The following is a 19,158-nucleotide window of genomic DNA, read 5'->3' as shown; positions in this document are numbered from 1 at the left end:
TTCAGCTTAAAAGTGGGTGGCAAGAGCGATAGATGCTGGATCAGACTGAAGCGAGTCCTTTAGCAGTTTGGTGATTGTATCAGCGTTAGCAGGGCGACTGAAGTAAAACCCTTGACCTTCATCGCAGCCTCGCGCTTGCAGGTAGTCACGCTGCTCCTTGGTTTCAATGCCTTCTGCGGTGATCGTTAACCGCAGACTTTTTGCCAGAGCAATGATGGCATCAGTAATGGTGGCGCTGTCCGGGTTAGACAGTATATCGTTGACAAAGGATCGATCGATCTTGAGCATATTAACCGGAAACCGTTGCAGGTAATTGAGGGAAGAATAACCTGTGCCAAAGTCGTCTAGGGCGATCGACACGCCAAGTTCTCGCAGTTGCGTTAAGGTTTTGACCGATCGCTCAATGTCAGTCATCAATGCACTTTCAGTCACTTCCAGTTCTAAATACGCAGCTTCGAGTTCGGTCTCTGCCAAAATTTGGCGAACCATCTCAACCAGATTCGCCTGCTCAAATTGTCGAGCCGACAGGTTCACCGAAATCCGCAGGGCTGGCAGCCCTGCGAGTTGCCAGCGACGGTTTTGAGCGCAAGCCGTTCGCAAGATCCATTCACCAATGGGGACGATCTCGCCATTGGCTTCGGCGATCGGAATAAATTTTGCCGGAGAGACCAAACCCTCTGTAGAATGCTGCCAGCGAACCAGCGCCTCCGTTGCTGTCACCCGTCCGCCGTGCAAGTCGATCAGCGGTTGATAGTAAACCAGTAGTTCATTACGATCCAGCGCTCCGCGCAGGCTATTTTCTAGGGCCAGTCGCTCCTGTAACTGAACGTTCATTTCGGGTGAATAAAACTGATAGTGACTCCGCCCTTGCTGCTTTGCCTGATGAAGTGCGAAGTGAGCTTGCTGAAGAAGTTGCTCTGGAGAATTGGTATTTTCTAAATGGTTCAATGTAATGCCAAGACTGGCGGTGAGGTGGATCGGTTGACCCTCTACAGAGAAAGGTTTTGCTAGCGTACTCAGCAGCAGTTGGGATAGCTTGACCACACTCTCCAGCGAGTGGAGTTCGCTGCGAGCGATCGCAAACTCACCATCGCTCAAACGCGCCAAGACATCTGACCCATCCATGCACTGTACCACCCGTTGGGAAACGGCTCTAATTAGTAAGTCGCATATCCCAGGCTCCAACGCATGGCGCATCCCTGTGAAATCGTCGATACCCAATACGAGCACTGCGACCAAGGGTGAGTGATTTTGAGATCGGGTTTGATTCAGGCGATCGCAGAATAAGTCACGATTTGGCAATCCAGTCAGTTCATCGTAATGGGTAATGTAATTAATCAATTCATCTAGTTTGTAAAGCGTTTGTGAGGAATTTGCCATCAGCGTACCGACTTCATCAGCAAACTCTGTGGGTAAGTTCGGTAATGTTCTTGTATCGAGGTAGTTTTGTAGAGCCTCCGAGGTTAAGATTACCGGAACCAGGAGGTAGCGTAGCGTAGAAAGCGTTGCTGCCGTACCTGCTAATGTCGCCAGCAGAGCAATCAGCAGAACCCGGACTGATGTCTCTACAGAGTAAGCGTTTGAGGTAAGAAACCAGACCATTAAGGTTAGCAAAGGAACGTGCGTGCCTAAAAATGCAACCACCATAATTTTGGCAGTGTAGCTTTTTTTCAGCCAGGGGAGATGCGCCAAGGATGAGTATAGGTTAAGGTTAGGCTTTGGTTGCATATGACTCGGTTTGAGAATTTAAAGTGGGTAGAGTATCCAGCAGTCTCGTACTAGGTGCGTTGGCTTCAGAAACGGCTTTTTTAACTAAGGAGCGATCGCCTTAGATTTGACCGATATTTTACAAATCGATCGACAATACCGAACCGCGACCGCTTGTGTGATAAAATATCCAAGCGATCGCCAAATAACAAATATATATACTGACCCTAATCGCATTTCTAAAAAACGTCAATGATCCACGTCAAAAATCACCGAAGTTGACTTTTTTAAAAGCTACAAATTCGCTCTATCTTCAGCTTTGAGTCCGCTACTGATAACTAATAACTAATGACTAATAACTAAATTACTAAAAGGGTAACTATGAAAAAAGTAGCGGTGTTTGGCAACGCTGGAGGTGGTAAATCAACTCTCAGCAAGAGATTATCGGAAATCACTGGTTTGCCACTTTACCCCTTGGATAAAATTCAATATCAATCTGGGGGCGCTGAGGTTCCCAATGAAGAATATAAGCATACCCATGAGAAAATTTTGGCGACTGACCGATGGATTATAGACGGTTTTGGGTGCATGGAAACCCTATGGCTTCGACTCAACGAGGCAGATACTCTGGTTTTTGTCGATCTGCCCCTATACGTGCATTTCTGGTGGGTGACTAAACGGCTGATTACAGGTAAGTTTATACCGCCAGAAGGCTGGCCCCAAAAGAGTCCTATCTTGAAGAGTTCAATTAATAGTTACCGTGTTCTTTGGTTGTGTCACAAGTATTTAACTCCCAGATATCGCGAGTATGTCGATCGCGCTCAAAATACCAAAAGTGTTTATCACATCAGGTCCACTGAAGAGATTTCACAATTTTTTGAATCGATAGTGCAAATGACTCATCACTAATGACTTGGGAATAGGGAATGGGGCATGGGGCATGGGGCATGATCGGCGAAAGGCATTGTGCTAACAAATCACCTCTCACTAATCACTAATGACTGATGACTACTGACTAATTGATGCCACAGCCGATCGCAAATTCCCTTGAAACTCGCCCAAAATTCTATCGCACTCTTCCTTCTCCAAATTAGTCCAGTGCATCATCAAAGCTAATTTAACAGACTTGCCACTTTTTTCGAGCAAAAAACCCGCCTCCTCCCGGCTTAAATCAGTCAAATCCTGCAACATCCGCACAGCCCGATCGCGCAATTTCTTATTAGTCACCGCCACATCAACCATCCGATTGCCGTAAACTTTCCCCAGCTTCACCATTACGCCAGTCGAAATGATATTTAAAGCCATTTTTGTTACTGTACCCGCTTTCAAGCGCGTCGAACCCGCCACTACCTCCGGGCCAACCAACAACCGAATATCAACATCAGCCTCAAAATTCACTTGTTCGACGGGTACGCAGGCCATAAACACAGTCTTCGCCCCCCGCTGGCGTGCCGCCTGCAAAGCGCCCGCGACAAACGGCGTCGTACCTCCAGCCGTAATCCCGACAACCACATCTAAGTTGGTAATGTGACGGTGGGCGATCGCCTCAGCCCCATCTTCAGCCCGATCCTCCAAATCCTCCGAACTCCGCACCAAAGCCCCCGCACCCCCGGCAATTATGCCCTGTACGAGTTCTGGCGGCGTGCAGAAGGTGGGGGGACACTCGGCCGCATCCAGCACCCCCAAACGTCCGGAAGTACCCGCACCGACGTAAAACAGGCGACCTCCTTGACGCAGAGACTCGGCTGCAATATCGATCGCTTGGGCTAACTGTTCGCGGGCACGGGCGATCGCGCTTAAGGTTTGGGCGTCTTCCCGGTTGAACAAGTCCACTAATTCGATCGAACTGAGTTGGTCTAAATTCTCGCTGTTGGTATTCACCTGTTCAGTCAGCAGATGGCCCCGTTCTTCCAAATTCTTCATTTTTTCTCAGTTGTTAATTGTCAGTTGTCGGTCTTCAAGCGAAGTCAAGAGACATACAGACTCCCAGGTTCAGCCTGCAAGCCTGTATCTACAAATCAAGCCCTTGATGGAGTACGCTGGAAGAGATTAAATTTATCCTTCTTCCCTCTTCCTTCTTCACATCGAGCCTCGAATCTCAATATCCATCCGTTAGCTCCGCTACACAATCCGTTCCCGAACCTTCCTTTTACAAAAGTCCTTCGAGTCGGCGGCGAATAGAATCCAGTTCGTTTTGGGACACCTCAGAATCCAGATCGAGATCCGGCTCCGGCTCCGGCTGCCACTGAGTTTGTGTTACATTGTTTTCTGGCGGAATCTCCAGCGCCCCCGCCGGTATGAGTTCCCAATCATAATCAACACTGTTGCAGAAATCCTTAATTTCCTCCTCGTCGATCGCCTCGACAGTGGGCTCTGGGAAATCCTGAGCTTCCAACATCACGCCAAAGCGGGTGGCGTCGTCTTCTGACTCAAACATCAGAACTTTATTGCGATCGCCGAGTTGAATGGTATGAATTCCCTCATTCTCGGTGCGGGCATTGAAGAGTAAGACGAACACTCGCATAAGTTTTAAAGACCTTCTTAACCACCGTTTTTTTATCTTAGAAGCGATCGGGCAACCGATTTTAAATTTTATATTTTAGATTTTAGATTGACCAGCGATCCTGCACTGGCGGGATCGAAAGGAATTGGGGCATTTGGACGACTTGGTTTGATATTTGAGATTTTAGATTGACCGCCGATCCTGCACAGCGGGGGAAACCTAGAGGATTTGGGGGAGTTGGAGGACTTGGTTTTAGGTGATCTTGCGTGTTTTGATTAAGTTCGGTAAAGGTTTCTGGAGTCTACCCTGGAGTGGGGGCGTGCCTTCGACCTTCGCTGCGCCCGATCGGCACTTCCGACCTAAATTCTGAGTCTACCAAAGGCAGAAGCCACGCTGGCGAATCATAGAAATTATACCTGTCTAAAATCGGCTGATTTTCTTAATTCCTGAATTCTCTGATTTCTGAGAAACACCCATGACTAACTCCGACGATAACAAAAATCAACTCGCACCCCGTCCCCACCGCCGCTGGTGGCGTCTGCTGCTGCTTAGCGGTACGGGATTGGGTATTCTCGCCTTGGTTGCGGCGGCGGTAGGATACCAGTGGGTGCGGGAAAAGTTAGCTCCTTTGGTGGAAACTGAAGTCAGTCAGTTGCTGAAGCGGCCCGTGCAACTCGGACGTTTGGAGGGATTTTCTCCCACAAGTTTGCGGTTTGGCCGATCGACTTTACCTGCAACTCCTACCGATCCGGATTACGCTTCTACAGAAGCAGTTAAAGTAAAGTTTTCGGTTTTGCAACTGCTGTTCACCCGCAATCTCAAATTAGATATTACCTTAGTTAAAGCCAGCGCTTATATCGAACAGGATGCTAAAGGCCGCTGGGTTAATATTCCAACTGCGGAGCAGAAATCTCCGGGTTTATTTAAAACTGAAGTTGAAGCAATTCGAGCTGAAAATACCGTCGCAGTTTTGGTACCGCGCCCCGCAGTCGGGCAGACAACTTCGGCTCCTATTTCTGTAAATCTGAAAAATGGCAGTGCTCTATTTCGCGACCAAAACCAGCGAGTTCTCTACGAAGTAAACGGTCAGTTTACTAACAGCGATAATTTTATACTTAAAGCTGATTCTATGTTACCTGCAGCTCAAACTAACCTGCAGTTGCAAGGTCAAAATTTGCCTTTGTCCGACCTCGCTCGCTTGCTGAAACTTTCCGGCATTTCTTTACAAAAAGGTCTTGCTAATGGCAATTTGACCGTGCAAGTGCGAGAGAATAAAGTATCGGGAATTACCGGAACCGCTAGTTTTGCAGGAGTGCAAGCGAGTATTTCTCCCTTGAAACAAATCATACAAAATAGCAGCGGTCAGTTGCGGTTTCAGGGAACTACTGTGATTGTCGATAGTCTGGCGGCTAATTACGGTCTAATTCCGCTTAGAATAGCCGGAACAGTTGCAACTGGAACTAATTTTAATTTGGAGAACGCTAGCTTCAATCTGGCAACTAGCGTGCAACCAGTGGCTTTTGCAAGTGTTGTCAGTGCGGTGGAGACAGAGTTAGGACAGAAAGTAGTATTACCCGTTGCTGTTGCCGGGGAAGTGAAAGCGGATGTCAAGCTAACTGGAACCGTCGATCAACCGGTGGTGACAGGTGCGATCGCCTCGACAAAACCCGCTACGGTCGATCGACTGCAATTAAATAATATTAGCACTAATTTCAAATTGGAACGCGGGAAAATAGCTAAAACCCCAACTCCAAATTCTCAATCTTCTATTCCCCCGTTTTCCTCTTTATCATTGGCTTTGAGCGATATCTTGGTAGTGCCTGCGGCGGGTGGTAAAATTGGCGGCAAAGGTCAAGTTGATATTGCTTTAAAAAGTAGCAATTATCCATCTGGTTTGGTGTTTGACTTGCAAGCTGAAAACTTGCCTGCAGATAATCTCGCCCAAATTTACGCTCTCCCAATTCCTGCTACTGTTACAATTGGCAGTGTCTCCGCAAAAGCTCAAATTTTTGGTCCGTTAGACAACATTCAAGCGAGAGTTCAATGGCAAGCACCGCAAGGAACTTTCCCCGCAGCGGGCCAAATTCGAGCCGCAAGGAATTCGGCGGATTTGCAAAATACGGTTGTGAAAATTGGCGACGCTTCTGTTAACGTGGATGCTGCACTAAAAGACCGTCAGTGGCAAGCTATCATCGAGGGCGATCGCGTTGCCCTCAACAGTTTGCAGCAAGTTCTGCCAGACCTTAATTTGCCTCCTGAACGGGTTGGTTTGTTCAGCGGAACCGCCGAAGCTGCCGGAACTCTGGACGATTTGAGTTTAAATGCGATCGCTGCGACGGGCAAGGGAACGCTGAATATTGCTGACAGTATTGTTGATGTTAATGGCGAACTAGAATCGGGTCGTTGGCAAGTTTTCGGCAACACTGAAAAAGTTGCTGTCAATCAATTGATTGATATCGGGTTGCCGTTATTAACACGGGAAACGCCCGCCAATCGGGAGAATTTAGAAGCTAAAATCCAAAATTTTAAAACGTTAAACGGACAGCTAGCAGGTAAATTTCAAGCTGCGGGAAATGTTGACGATTTGACTGCTGGCGGAATCAATGTTAGTGGCAACGGTAGGCTCAATTTTGCCGACAGCAATGTGAATTTAAACGGAGAATTGGTAGCGGGAAACTGGCAAGCAACAGCAGAAACAGATCGCACTTCCATCAGCCGCTTGGTAGATTTGACACTGCCGATTTTAGATGTGGCTTCAGCATTCAATCCCGAAAATCAGCAATCGGCCAATCTCAACAATCTCAAATCCAAAATCCAAAATCTAAAATCGATTGACGGACTCCTATCGAGTCAAATTACAGCATCGGGAAGTCTTGACAATTTGACGGGTAGCAGCATCAATGCCAGCGGCAGCGGCAGACTCAATCTTGCTGGCAGCAATGTTAATTTAAAAGGAGAATTGGTAGCGGGAAACTGGCAAGCAACAGCAGAAACCGATCGCACTTCCATCCGGCGCTTAGGAGATTTAGGATTGCCCCTGTTAGATGTTGGGTTAGCTTTCGCTGCTGACAATCCCCAAACAGTCGCCAATATCAACAATCTAAAATCCAAAATCCAAAATCTCCAATCGCTTGACGGACAAATATCCAATCAAATTCAAGCCAGCGGCAGTCTTGATAATTCAACCGCCGCTGACATAGGCGTCAGCAGCAGCGGCAAACTCAATATAGGGGACGGTACTCTTGCTTTTAGAGGTAAATTAGAAGACAGACGCTGGCAAGCTTTCGCCGATGCCGATCGAGTTATTCTCAGCCGCTTAGAACAAACTGTTCGCAATCTCCAACTGTTTCCGCTAACGGCGACTTTGCCTAAAGGATTTGACGGCAGAGTTAACGGCGAATTCCAAGCAGCGGGCAGTTTGGATAACTTGACAGCCAAGGGAATTAGTGGTAGCGGAGAGGGAGTGATTGTGGTCGATCGACTCGGGGCGATCGATACTACGGCAAAATTGGAAAACGGCAACTTGCAAGCATTGCTGGAAACAAACGGAATTGCCGTCAGTAATTTAGAACAAACCCTCAAACAAACAGGTTTGCTGACAGCGGATTTACCGCCAGAAATTGAGGGAACCCTCGACGGCCAAGTCCGCATTTTGGGAACAGTAGATAATCTAACAGCCAACAACATCACCGCCAACGGCGACGGACAAATTCGACTCGCCAACGGCGGAGGAATTGTCAATGCTAAAGGCAGCGCCGCATCGGGGAATTGGCGCGCGTCTATCGAGGGCGAGCAAATTGCTCTAAGTCGCTTCCAGCAAGCATTTGAGTCGCAGCGACAAAGCTTGCAAACCGGAGGTGTAGCCTCTGCTTCCCAAAATCTCCCCCAGCTTGTAGGATTGTTTAACGGCAATATCAATTTATCCGGCCCGATTGGGGCGGGCACGGGGGCACCGCCCCTACAAAATGTTCGCGCCGGCGGCAGTTTCCGCATCTCGGAATTGCCATTTTTGAAACAACCTTTTGAGGCAGTATTTAATTGGGACGGCAAACGGGTGGAAATTGAGAACGCCACAACTCCCGGTTTGACAGCAAACGGCTTTGTTAACGTCGAACTCGGAGGTAAAGGAGGGGCCTCAATTTCCAACTTAGATTTGGATGTCAAACTCGCCAACTTTAACCTGGAAGCCTTACCCGCAGAACAACTAGGATTTTTGTCTGCAATTGGGGACAAAAATTCCTCACAGCAAAACCCACCCCTGCGCGGCAATGTCGATTTTACCGGCAGCCTCACCGGAACCCTCGCCGCCCTCAGCTTAGTTGGCGACGTGGAAGTGCGGGATTTAGCAGTAAATCAAATCGCTTTTGACCCGGTACTGGCGGGGAGTGTGAATGCGGATGCTGGGAAAAGTGTAGATTTGCGTTTGGCCGGCGCCAGCGACAAAATTGAAGTAGCTTTAAATCAATCTTTTCTGCCGACATCTTTCTTAATTCAACGCGGGGAATCCGTGGCTAGGGGCCAAACCGAGGGAGAAACTTTGCGAGTTAATTTAAGCGATTTTCCCCTCGCTGCTTTGAATCTATCACCCGGTAAAGAGGTCGGTTTGGGGCCGATAACCGGTACGGTTTCGGGACAAGTAAATGTGCCCGGTTGGAAGATGCCGTTAAATCCGGCGACTTTGCAAGCAAGCGGACAAATTGCGATCGCCCAACCGGCGATCGGCTACATTAAAGGTGACAGTTTCCAAGCCGAATTCAGCTACGCTAACGGCAGCGCCACTCTCACAAATGGCATATTCCGCCAAGGCAGCGGTCAATATTTAATTTCCGGCAATGTTCAAACAGGCGCCAACCCGCAATTTGCCGGGAAAGTTAACGTCCAGCAAGGCAATTTACAGCAGGTTTTAGCGGCTTTGCAATATTTCAATTTAGGCGACTTGGCTAGAGGCTTAAAACCTCCGGTTTACGGTGACAGCGGCGACGTGCAAACTGTAGCAGTAGGAGAACCAGAAGCCCCGCTAATTGTACAGTTGCGCCGCTTGGCCGAAATTGAAACTATTTTGCAGCAGCAGCAGGCAGTTAAATCATCAGAAAAATTGCCTGCCTTATCCCAATTGCAAGGCACTTTTGGCGCGGAAATTGCTGTCGCAGGTTCTTTGCAAACGGGCGTGCAAGCTCAATTTAACGTGAAAGGCGATAACTGGCAGTGGGGAAGATATGTCGCTGAAAAGTTCAGCATTGAAGGCAGTTTTCAGGACGGGATATTAACTGTTTTGCCTTTGGAAATTCGATCGGGAAAAAGTGCGATCGGCTTTTCGGGACAACTAGGGCAAAAAGCTCAATCCGGGCAGTTGCGGGTAGAAAATGTGCCGGTGGAAGAGTTGGCAAAACTGGTGGAATTGCCTTTTGTGGATGTCACGGGAAATTTGAATTTGCGGGCGAATTTGGCCGGCAGTTTGGAAAACCCGCAAGCCACGGGAGAATTGAGTTTGCTTGAGGGTACGCTAAACGGAGAACCGATTAAGCAAGCCGACGGCAGTTTCAGTTACAGCAATGCCCGCCTGAATTTTGGCGGCAGCGCTTTGGTAACTCAAACCGAACCGATTGAAGTGCAGGGAAGTTTGCCTTTTGAGTTGCCGTTTGCCGCCGTGAAAGCTGATAGCAATCAAATTGATGTGAGGGCAAATTTGCAAAATGAAGGTTTGGCAATTATTAATGTATTGACTCCGCAAGTGGCGTGGGTCAGCGGCCAGGGACAGGTGCAAATTCGCGTGGGAGGAACGCTGCAAGACCCTATAGCGCAAGGAATTGCGAATTTTGAAAATGCAACTGTCCGCGCGCAAGCCTTCCCAGAACCGCTGACAGGGCTGACTGGGACGGTGCGCTTCGAGGGCGATCGTATTCGGGTAGAGGGAATTCGGGGACAGTTGAGTCAGGGGCAAGTTGTGGCCGCTGGCGTGATTCCGCTGTCTGTGCCCTTCGCGGAGGGCGATGTCGATGCGGATAATCCCCTGGCTGTGAATCTCGACAAGTTGGCAGTGAACCTCAGAGGATTGTACAGCGGCGGCGTTGTCGGTCAAGTGCAGGCAAGGGGCACGGCTAGGCGCCCGCAGTTGAGCGGTAATATTGAACTGTACAACGGCGAAGTATTTCTCCGGAGTCCCGGTGGCGGCACAACTGAGTTAGCTTCTTCCTCTTCTGCTTCCGATTCTGCTTCTACATCTTCGGCTTCCCCTGCGACTGACGTTTCTGCTTCCCCTACAACTGAGGTTTCTCCTTCCCCTGCAACTCCGACTTCCCCTTCCTTTGAAGTTGGATTGAACGATTTGCGGCTGAATTTGGGTCGGGGAATTCGGGTCACAAGTGCGCCGATATTGAGTTTTCAGGCGACTGGGGGCTTGAGGGTGAATGGAACTTTAGATGACCTTCGCCCAGAGGGTACGATTCGGTTGACTTCCGGGTCGGTGAATTTGTTTACGACAGAGTTTAGACTCGATCGAGGATACCCGCAGACTGCGATCTTTGTACCAACACAAGGACTCGATCCGACGCTGGATGTGAGATTAGCAACTTCGGTGCAGGAAGTAACGCGGTTCCGCACTCCCGGCACATCTGTAGCCTCTGAAATCGCAGACGAACCGACAAGTTTCGGCAATGTGCGGAGTGTCCGAATTCAAGCGTTAGTGCAGGGAAGAGCTTCTCAGTTGGCGGAAAGTCTGGAGTTGAGGAGTTCTCCGAGTCGATCGGAAACAGAGATTGTAGCGCTCTTGGGCGGCAGTTTCGTGCAGACTTTGGGACAGGGAGACAGTACACTGGCGATCGCAAATTTAGCCGGTGCGGGTTTATTGAACAACCTTCAATCTGCGATTACTAACGCCACAGGATTGAGCGAATTTCGCTTATTTCCCACTCGGATTAGAGGCAACGAAGTACAAACAGCTAGTTCCAGTTCTGGTGCGGGTTCTCTCGGTTTAGGTTTAGAAGTTGGGTTTGACATCACGCGCAATATTTCAGCCTCAATCATTCGAGTTTTGTCAGCAAATCAACCGACAGAATTTACTGTGCGTTATCGATTGAGCGATAAAATTTTACTCAGGGGTTCGAGTAATTTTCAAGGAGACAATCGCGTCACTGCTGAATATGAATTGAGGTTTTAGACATCCGCCAACAGCCAACAGCCAACAGTTACCAATTTCTAAGTAATTTGCTATAATAGTTAATAGCAGCAAATTGGTGCTGCTAACCCCGCACACAAGGTTATAGGAGTTAAGTCAAATGGCAAACAAACTCCAAGTTAATACACAGTCGATCGGCTACGGCGACTTGTACTGGAACCGATTTAGTCCGAGAGTTGCGACTATCAGCAGTGTCCGCAACGCCAATCATTGGGACGGCGGATTTATCACTTATATTGCATTTCCCACAAAAGTAGAAGCTACAGCAGCAATGAAATATTTGCTCTTGCATCAAAAAGCTGCTGATGTCGATATGCGGAAAGCCAAGCGAATGAAAGCAAAAGGCATTCGGTGGGAACTCAAAATTCGGGGTTTAGCTTTTAATGAAGTGCTGAAGCTTGCGACGATGGATATAACTGGAAAGCTAGTTGTGTCGCCTGCTACTACTCAAGCCACAGGCTGATAATTGAAAAACTTCGTAGTTGCGCTAAGGGTGGTAAAGCGCAACTACCAACCAAAAAATCCCTAAGATATTGCATTTTCCTTCTTCCTTCTACAATATGGGTTTCATCAGCCCCAAAGCAGACTTTGCATTCAAAAGAATATTTTGATCTTCCGAACATCCAGAAAATTTAATCAGCTTCCTAAATGCAATGCTGTATAACGGAGAACCAACCATCCAAGAAATAGAAATCATTGACCCTTATTCAGCAGGAAGCGTTACAGGATTGAAAGACACTTACCTGGATGTCAAAGCCAAGATTATCGGCAACAAAACCGTGGTTGTGGAAATTCAGGTACTCAACGCCACCGTTCAGGAATCGAACAAGGAATAGAAAGGGGTAAAATTGAGGGGGAAATAGGATTAATTATGCGTCATATCATACGGCGGGTGGGTGATGTTACACTGGAATTTCAAACTAGCATCCAGGGATTATCTGCGGAACAGTTAGATGATTTGGCAGAAGCTTTGTTGGATTTTAGGAGTCAAGAGGATTTGATTGCGTAGTTGGAGTCGGCTGCTGGATGAACTGATGAGTTAAAAAGAGAGTCGGGGATTTTTAACGTGGATTTGGTATAATTCCCAATCTCTGCATTCATTTAAACTTTAGTATCTGCGGGAACTTCTTTCTGTACCAGCATCCAACCTAACAGCGCTAAACTAACTCCAAGAGCGAGAAATCCTAAATCCCAAGCTAACTCGTTGATACCGGGTTTGACGTGGTGGATTCCCAAAATTTGATGGTCAACAATGCCTTCAACAAAGTCAAACAATCCAGCACCAATTAATATGGAACCAAAAAAAGTTTGAGTTGACAAAGGAACATCTTTGCGCTTCACAGCACCCCACAAACAGAAGATTCCCGCCACTGTTACCAACCAATCCGCAGCGTGAAACAATCCATCTCCGAGGGTATTTAATTCTAAACCGGCAACGGTAGTATCGGTTTTAACGCTGCTAAACATATGGTGCCACTGGAGGAGTTGGTGCAGGACAATGCCGTCAAAAAAGCCGGATTGACCGATACCGAGGAGAATTCCTGCGATAATTAGAGGTCGGCGGTTGTTAACAGCGGTGGAGGGTGAGTTTGTGCGATCGTCCAATGGAAAACCTCAGATTATTTAACTGCTGAGCCTGGGTCAGTGAAGGGATTTGCCAGTACATTTTTTAGTTTTGCTGGGGAGGAGGGGCGATCGCATCATCCGCGAGAGAGATTTCTGGAGTGAAGTGCGATCGCGCCTTGATTTTTGATGGATGATTGGAAAGTGCGATCGAATCTTACCTGCAATAACTTCTAAAACACCATCCACATACTAATTGATAGTTTTCATTACATTAAACCTCAACATATTTGCATAAAGTCCTGGCTTCAGGAATAGACGAACCAGATTGACGCAACTCTTCTAAATGAAAAACTATTGCTGCTTTAATTTGCTGTTCGACTTCCTCGATAGTTGTACCTGTCCCTAGGCATTGGGGGAACTCTGGTAAAATAATCAGAAGAATTGCTTTCTGATTTCCGGAGGGGAATTAAATCTCGATTGTTGTTCCTGTTGCTAGGCATCTGGGTGCCTCGGGCAACAAAAGCAAAAGATTTGCTTTCTGATTTCCGGAGGGGAATTAAATAAATTCTAATTCTGCTTTGACTATATGCTTTTGGGTTTGCCAACACCATAGACCCTTCTGGCGTCAATTCCCATCTGTCGCGAGGCGAATTAGTTTCTACATATCGTTTAACCAATCCATCAGCAGCCAGTTTTTTTAAGACAACCATCATGTCAGGTTCTCGCGGTACATCTCTACGGGAAAGTGCATTCGCGAGTTCGTACCAACTCCACTTTCCTTGACCTTTAGCTACTAATTCCAGGAGCACTAATTCAAGCTGGGTTAATTGAGTTAGGTTTTTCATCAAAATTCCTCTACGCGCGGAGGAAATAAAACGCCGAATCCTTCTTTTAATTTATAATCTTCAAGAGTAGGTGTGTGAGCATTATTCCCAAGTTGATAAGCCTCATCCGGGTCAGCGGGTTGTCCAGTTGAGTAGCCAAGCTTTTTATACCTGAGATACTCGCGTAACTCGTGAGTATAAAAGCGTAAATCAACAGGCTCGGCTACAAGGGTTTGGGCGGTGATACCTCTTAACCTTCCAACCATTCTTAGCTCAGCTTCACCAACTGGATTAAATTTGCGAACATGAGCTTCAACTAAGCCAACGCCTTTATCAGTAATTTTAACATTTTGATAAGATAAGTTGAGAATCTTTCCACCAGCTTTCGAGGGATTGAAAGGTCTGCCACTTGTTGCACCTTTTTCTATCATTTTATGCGAGTGGCTTTAATCTATCCGTAGTTAACAAAGTTCTGAAACCTTTAGATGTTACACTCTACAAGTCTCGACGCGAGAGAAGAGTACCCTTCCCACATCCCGTCCACACACCCAAAAACGAGCCCCCCCGAGGTCCGAATATAGCTTCTCCGCTGCCCTAAAGGGAGTTTCCCCTTTGGTGCTGCGGTGTAAAATGTTAGATTTTTGTAGTACAACCATCTGTTATTCACATTCCAACCCACCCGCTCGCCAAAAGCGTCCCAAATTTTCTTATCATATTCTCTGGTTCCCCCCAGACTTTCATAGATGCGTTTCTGCACCGAAAAACCGAAATTTCCGTTACTGTATTTTACCCAAAGTTGGTCAATAGTTCGTAAGTCTTCACAGGGGAATCGATCGATATCTTCCCTTCTGAGCCACCCATCCTCTGTTCTCCCTGCTGCTTCCAGCATCTTATTCAACGTTTCCTCATCAGCCTCTTCCCATTTTCCGCTAGCCAACAGCCAATCGAGTTGACTATAATCAACTGAAATCAATTTTACAGGTTGTGGCTGTGGCTGCCGGCTAGGAATCGTTGGCAAAACACCCCCTCTTTGCCCACAATTATCAAGGGTAGGTTGAGAAAGCATATCCAACCATTTTTGAACCGACTGAGGGCGCTTTGTCTCATCCATTTCCATCCCTTTCATAATTGCCCGATCCACCGCCTCGCTAATATTAGGATTAATCTGAAACGGCGGCTTTAAAGGATCATTGAAAGCCCTCATAAATGCAGCAGTTGGTGGTGTTTTTGTTAGCATATAGTATAGCGTTGCCGCCAGAGCATAAACATCTGTGTACTCAGCAAATCTGCCAATTTCCCCGTACTGTTCGGGAGGCGCAAAACCATGTGTTAATCCAAAAGTCATTTGCTGAGTGCGATCGGGAATAAAACCCCGCGCCAAACCAAAATCAATCAAAACTGCATCTTGATTGTCACGCACCATAATGTTTGGTGGCTTGATATCCCGATGTAATAAACCTTTTTCGTGAACAACTATTACGGCTTCTCCTGCTTTGCGGATGTAGTTTAAAGCTTCTGTTTCTGACAGAATGCCGCGCCTTGCCACCCATTTCCACAAATCTTCTCCTGCCACATATTCCATCGCAATGCAAGGCAAATCACCGTGAGTGAAGTAGTTGTCTATTTGCACAATATTGGGATGCCTGCACAAAGATAGCAGTAGTGCCTCTTGCAGGAATCTTTCCCGATACCGGGCAAAATCTGGATCGCTCAATAAGTCGTCTTTCAGCGTTTTGATGACAACCCGCTGCCCGTTTGACGCTTTCTGCGCTAGGTAGGTGATGCCAAAGCCGCCCTCACCTAACTTGCCTTCAATAATATACCGATCGCCATTTAACCCCTGCCCCGGTGTCCAAACCATTCCCCTCACCGCCAACTAATATTAATTTTTATCTCGGTCTAGCCTGTATTTTAACTGTATTTTGTAGGTTGGGTTTAGTTCCACGGGCCCAACTTCAGTTCGCCTTCCCGGTGATGGTTGGCTTTTAGTTCGATCGCCCTTTTCCGACATAATTCGATCGACAAATTCGCAGCAATCTCATTAAGAATCCTAAATCCCAAAACCTCTTTGTCCAAACAGACCCTTTCTGTGCAAACCTAAAAAACAGCAGACACAATTTTATAAACTCTAATTACAGAACACTCGCAACCAGTTATGCAAACTCTGCCGAACCCCACTAAAACCGCATCTAGCCAACCGATTTTCGACACCACCATCAAACGCCGCAAAACCCGACCCGTCCAAGTCGGTAGCGTCACCATCGGCGGCGGCAACCCCGTCGTCGTACAATCGATGATTAACGAAGACACCCTCGACATCGACGGTTCAGTCGCCGGAATTCGGCGCTTGCACGAGATAGGCTGCGAAATCGTCCGCGTCACCGTGCCCAGCATGGCCCACGCCAAAGCCTTAGCCGAAATCAAGCAAAAACTGCACGCCACCTACCAACCCGTGCCCCTCGTCGCCGATGTCCACCACAACGGCATGAAAATTGCCCTGGAAGTGGCCAAACACGTAGACAAAGTGAGAATCAATCCCGGACTGTACGTGTTCGAGAAGCCGAAAGCCGACAGAAGCGAATACACCGACAGCGAATTCGCCGAAATTGGTGAAAAAATCCGCGAAACCCTGGAACCTTTGGTGATTTCCCTGCGCGACCAAGGCAAGGCTTTGCGAATCGGCGTTAATCACGGTTCCCTCGCCGAACGGATGCTTTTTACCTACGGCGACACGCCCGAAGGCATGGTAGAATCCGCCCTGGAATTCATCAAAATTTGCGAATCCCTCGACTTCCGAAATATCGTGATTTCCCTCAAAGCCTCCCGCGCGCCGGTGATGGTTGCTGCTTACCGCTTGATGGTGCACCGGATGGACGAACTCGGCATGGATTACCCCCTGCATCTCGGCGTCACGGAAGCAGGAGACGGCGAATACGGCCGCATCAAATCCACCGCAGGTCTGGCACCTTTGTTAGCTGACGGTATCGGTGACACCATCCGCGTCTCGCTGACAGAGGCCCCAGAAAAGGAGATTCCCGTTTGCTACAGCATTCTGCAAGCCTTGGGACTGCGGAAAACGATGGTTGAGTATGTCGCTTGTCCTTCCTGCGGTCGCACTTTGTTTAATTTAGAGGAAGTGTTACACCAAGTGAGAGAGGCGACCAAGCATCTCACGGGTTTGGACATAGCAGTAATGGGCTGTATTGTCAATGGGCCCGGAGAAATGGCTGATGCTGACTACGGCTACGTCGGGAAGCAGCCCGGTTATATTTCGCTGTACCGGGGCCGGGAAGAAATTAAGAAAGTGCCGGAAGACCGAGGTGTACAAGAATTGATTGATTTGATTAAATCGGACGATCGCTGGGTTGAACCAGAGTAGGCTTTGCTGGATTTAGTTTTGAAGTTTGGGGGCGGGCAAGATGCCCACCCCACAAGAGTTTTTTGTGGCACAGGCATCTTGCCTGTGGCGGGCAAGATGCCCACCCCACAAGAGTTTTTTGTGGCACAGGCATCTTGCCTGTGGCGAAAGGGAACAAAACTCGCCAAAGTGGAATAATATATGTACGCCAAACGCGAGCCGGCCTTGCCTGTGTTAGATTGAGCGTAATTATTCTGAACTCTTTTCCTCCCGCGCGTCAGACAAATGGTTATAACAAAACGAGGGCTTGTTCTAAGTGCAGCAGCGGTGGTACTCACTGCTGTAACTCTTGCGAACACAGGTTGCAGTTCTAAATCTCTGGCTTCTTTTCGGGGAAGCCCTAAAGAGTTGGTTGATGAAGTTTGGCAAATTATTGACAAAAGTTATGTAGATGGCACTTTTAACCAGGTTGACTGGAAAGCGGTGCGGAATGAATATTTGAACCGGACTTATACCAGCGACGAGGAAGCTTACAAAGCAATTCGGGAAATGCTGAAGAAGCTGGACGATCCTTATACGCGGTTTATGGACCCTCAAGAGTTCAGAAATATGCAGGTTGACACTTCTGGGGAACTGACAGGAGTTGGGATTCAGTTGACTCAAGATGAGGAAACCAAAAAGTTGGTGGTGATTTCGCCGATCGAAGATACCCCTGCTTTTACTGCTGGTATTCTGGCAAAAGATATCATTACTAAGATTGACGGCAAGAGCACAGAAGGCATGGATACGAATCAAGCGGTAAGTTTGATTCGCGGTCAGGTGGATACTGAGGTGACGCTGACTATTTTGCGGGGAAGCAAGGAATTAGAATTTAAGCTGAAACGGGCTAAAATAGAAATTCATCCCGTGCGGAAGTCGGTGCAGAAAACTCCGATCGGAGAAGTCGGCTATATTCGCTTAAATCAGTTCAGTGCGAATGCTGCATCGGAAATGCGATCGGCAATTAAGGATTTGGAACAGAAAAAGGTAACGGGTTATATTTTAGACTTGCGTTCCAATCCCGGCGGGTTGCTGTACGGAAGTATTGAAATTGCTCGGATGTGGCTCAAAGAAGGTACGATCGTCTCGACGGTCGATCGAGTCGGTGAGGCCGATAAACAAACGGCAAATAAGGGAGAGCTCACAGACAAACCGTTAGTTGTACTGGTAGACGGCGGTTCAGCAAGTGCTAGCGAGATTCTATCCGGTGCTTTGCAAGACAACAAGCGCGCGGTTTTAGTGGGGACAAAGACGTTTGGTAAAGGTTTAGTTCAGTCAGTACGCGGCGTGGGAAATGGTGCCGGTTTGGCGGTGACAATTGCCAAGTATTTTACTCCCAAGGGCACTGATATCAACAAGGCCGGGATTGAACCGGATTTTAAGGTAGAACTCACCGAGGCTCAAAAACAGGAATTGAGGCGCGATCGCGATAAAATCGCTACAACGGCAGATCCGCAGTACGCAAAAGCTATGGAAGTTTTGACACAGCAAGTTACTGGTAAAACAGGGAACAATAAGGCGGAGTCGAAACCGAATGCAGCGCCACCTAAACCGAATGCGGCGCAAGCAAAACCGAGTGAGGCACCTTCTAAATCTAGGTAGAAAACCTGTGTAGGGTTTCAGTTAAAAAAAGCATTCGGGGGAAGATTTACGGCTAAAAGCCCAGATTTTAAACTCGAATGCTTCGCTGTTTTTGGCAATTCGTCCGGTGCAACCGAAATTTATATAATTCATCTGCGTTAATCTGTGTTTATCTGCCCTCATCTGCGGTTAAAAAAAGAGAATGTAAACCGCAGATGACAATGGATTGACGCAGATTCACGCAGATGTCGATAAGAAATATCTGAAGAATTCCGCTGCTAACAGATTTGATATCACGTTAGCTTTCGCGATGCGGAGGAAAGTAATAGTAATACCATTTTTATAAAGTTATGATAGACTTAAAAAAAAAGTAAAGGAAAACATTAAAATGTCTGGTCGTCCTCAT

At 47.6% G+C, this 19,158-nt stretch carries 17 protein-coding genes; 7 read left to right on the top strand and 10 right to left on the bottom strand.

Annotated elements, in window-relative coordinates; all coding sequences use genetic code 11:
- Positions 1–6: 6 nt before the first annotated feature.
- Complete coding sequence (locus QUA57_RS20420; RefSeq protein WP_333251293.1) at positions 7–1,647, bottom strand: bifunctional diguanylate cyclase/phosphodiesterase; 1,641 nt, start codon at positions 1,645–1,647, stop codon at positions 7–9.
- 441 nt (positions 1,648–2,088) lie between these two features.
- On the opposite strand from QUA57_RS20420, the gene QUA57_RS20415 reads away from it, so the two are divergent.
- Positions 2,089–2,616: an adenylate kinase gene (locus QUA57_RS20415; RefSeq protein WP_333063315.1), complete on the top strand. Its 528-nt coding sequence runs from the start codon at positions 2,089–2,091 to the stop codon at positions 2,614–2,616.
- 99 nt (positions 2,617–2,715) lie between these two features.
- Here QUA57_RS20415 and murQ read toward each other — a convergent pair whose 3' ends face one another.
- Both murQ and QUA57_RS20405 read right to left on the bottom strand, forming a co-directional pair.
- Positions 2,716–3,630: an N-acetylmuramic acid 6-phosphate etherase gene (gene murQ / locus QUA57_RS20410; protein WP_333042206.1), complete on the bottom strand. Its 915-nt coding sequence runs from the start codon at positions 3,628–3,630 to the stop codon at positions 2,716–2,718.
- A gap of 226 nt (positions 3,631–3,856) precedes the next feature.
- A complete protein-coding gene (locus QUA57_RS20405; RefSeq protein WP_190660024.1) occupies positions 3,857–4,231 on the bottom strand; it encodes a DUF3110 domain-containing protein in 375 nt (124 codons plus the stop codon).
- A gap of 454 nt (positions 4,232–4,685) precedes the next feature.
- On the opposite strand from QUA57_RS20405, the gene QUA57_RS20400 reads away from it, so the two are divergent.
- From QUA57_RS20400 to QUA57_RS20385, 4 genes are all read left to right on the top strand, one after another.
- Complete coding sequence (locus tag QUA57_RS20400) at positions 4,686–11,366, top strand: translocation/assembly module TamB domain-containing protein (RefSeq protein ID WP_333063316.1); 6,681 nt, start codon at positions 4,686–4,688, stop codon at positions 11,364–11,366.
- 118 nt (positions 11,367–11,484) lie between these two features.
- On the top strand, positions 11,485–11,847 hold the full coding sequence (locus tag QUA57_RS20395; protein ID WP_333063317.1) for a hypothetical protein: 363 nt from the start codon (positions 11,485–11,487) through the stop codon (positions 11,845–11,847).
- Positions 11,848–12,037: 190 nt separating this feature from the next.
- Complete coding sequence (locus QUA57_RS20390) at positions 12,038–12,220, top strand: hypothetical protein (protein ID WP_333063318.1); 183 nt, start codon at positions 12,038–12,040, stop codon at positions 12,218–12,220.
- A 35-nt stretch (positions 12,221–12,255) separates the two neighbouring features.
- Positions 12,256–12,393, top strand: coding sequence for a DUF4351 domain-containing protein (locus QUA57_RS20385; RefSeq protein ID WP_333063319.1), 138 nt, complete (start codon positions 12,256–12,258; stop codon positions 12,391–12,393).
- Between the two features lie 92 nt (positions 12,394–12,485).
- On the opposite strand, the gene QUA57_RS20380 is transcribed toward QUA57_RS20385, so the two are convergent.
- The 7 genes from QUA57_RS20380 to QUA57_RS20350 all read right to left on the bottom strand — a co-directional run bounded on the left by QUA57_RS20380 (position 12,486) and on the right by QUA57_RS20350 (position 15,850).
- The gene (locus QUA57_RS20380) at positions 12,486–12,989 is read right to left on the bottom strand and encodes a DUF2243 domain-containing protein (RefSeq protein WP_333063320.1); all 504 of its coding nucleotides are present in this window, start codon (positions 12,987–12,989) and stop codon (positions 12,486–12,488) included.
- Between the two features lie 36 nt (positions 12,990–13,025).
- A complete protein-coding gene (locus QUA57_RS20375; protein ID WP_333063321.1) occupies positions 13,026–13,196 on the bottom strand; it encodes a hypothetical protein in 171 nt (56 codons plus the stop codon).
- A 25-nt stretch (positions 13,197–13,221) separates the two neighbouring features.
- On the bottom strand, positions 13,222–13,338 hold the full coding sequence (locus QUA57_RS20370) for a hypothetical protein (RefSeq protein ID WP_333251297.1): 117 nt from the start codon (positions 13,336–13,338) through the stop codon (positions 13,222–13,224).
- Positions 13,313–13,795: a hypothetical protein gene (locus QUA57_RS20365; protein ID WP_333063322.1), complete on the bottom strand. Its 483-nt coding sequence runs from the start codon at positions 13,793–13,795 to the stop codon at positions 13,313–13,315. The genes QUA57_RS20370 and QUA57_RS20365 overlap by 26 nt, the downstream gene beginning before the upstream one ends.
- Entirely contained in the window at positions 13,795–14,205 is a 411-nt protein-coding gene (locus tag QUA57_RS20360) for a hypothetical protein (protein WP_333063323.1), read from the bottom strand. Before QUA57_RS20360 ends, QUA57_RS20365 begins: the two co-directional genes overlap by 1 nt.
- 50 nt (positions 14,206–14,255) lie before the next feature.
- Positions 14,256–15,635 (bottom strand): serine/threonine-protein kinase, encoded by a 1,380-nt coding sequence (locus tag QUA57_RS20355; RefSeq protein ID WP_333063324.1) that lies wholly within the window; start codon positions 15,633–15,635, stop codon positions 14,256–14,258.
- A gap of 74 nt (positions 15,636–15,709) precedes the next feature.
- Positions 15,710–15,850, bottom strand: a complete 141-nt coding sequence (locus QUA57_RS20350) for a hypothetical protein (protein ID WP_333063325.1) — start codon at positions 15,848–15,850, stop codon at positions 15,710–15,712.
- Between the two features lie 79 nt (positions 15,851–15,929).
- Between QUA57_RS20350 and ispG the strand changes: the two genes are divergently transcribed.
- Positions 15,930–17,153, top strand: a complete 1,224-nt coding sequence (gene ispG, locus QUA57_RS20345) for a (E)-4-hydroxy-3-methylbut-2-enyl-diphosphate synthase (RefSeq protein ID WP_333063326.1) — start codon at positions 15,930–15,932, stop codon at positions 17,151–17,153.
- Between the two features lie 264 nt (positions 17,154–17,417).
- A complete protein-coding gene (ctpC, locus tag QUA57_RS20340) occupies positions 17,418–18,773 on the top strand; it encodes a carboxyl-terminal processing protease CtpC (protein ID WP_333063327.1) in 1,356 nt (451 codons plus the stop codon).
- Positions 18,774–19,158: the final 385 nt, after the last annotated feature.

The sequence above is a fragment of the Microcoleus sp. Pol7_B2 genome (assembly GCF_036701035.1).
Lineage (GTDB): Bacteria > Cyanobacteriota > Cyanobacteriia > Cyanobacteriales > Microcoleaceae > Microcoleus.
Note: the sequence above shows the minus strand (reverse complement) of the source record. Positions and strands in the feature narration are given on the sequence as shown.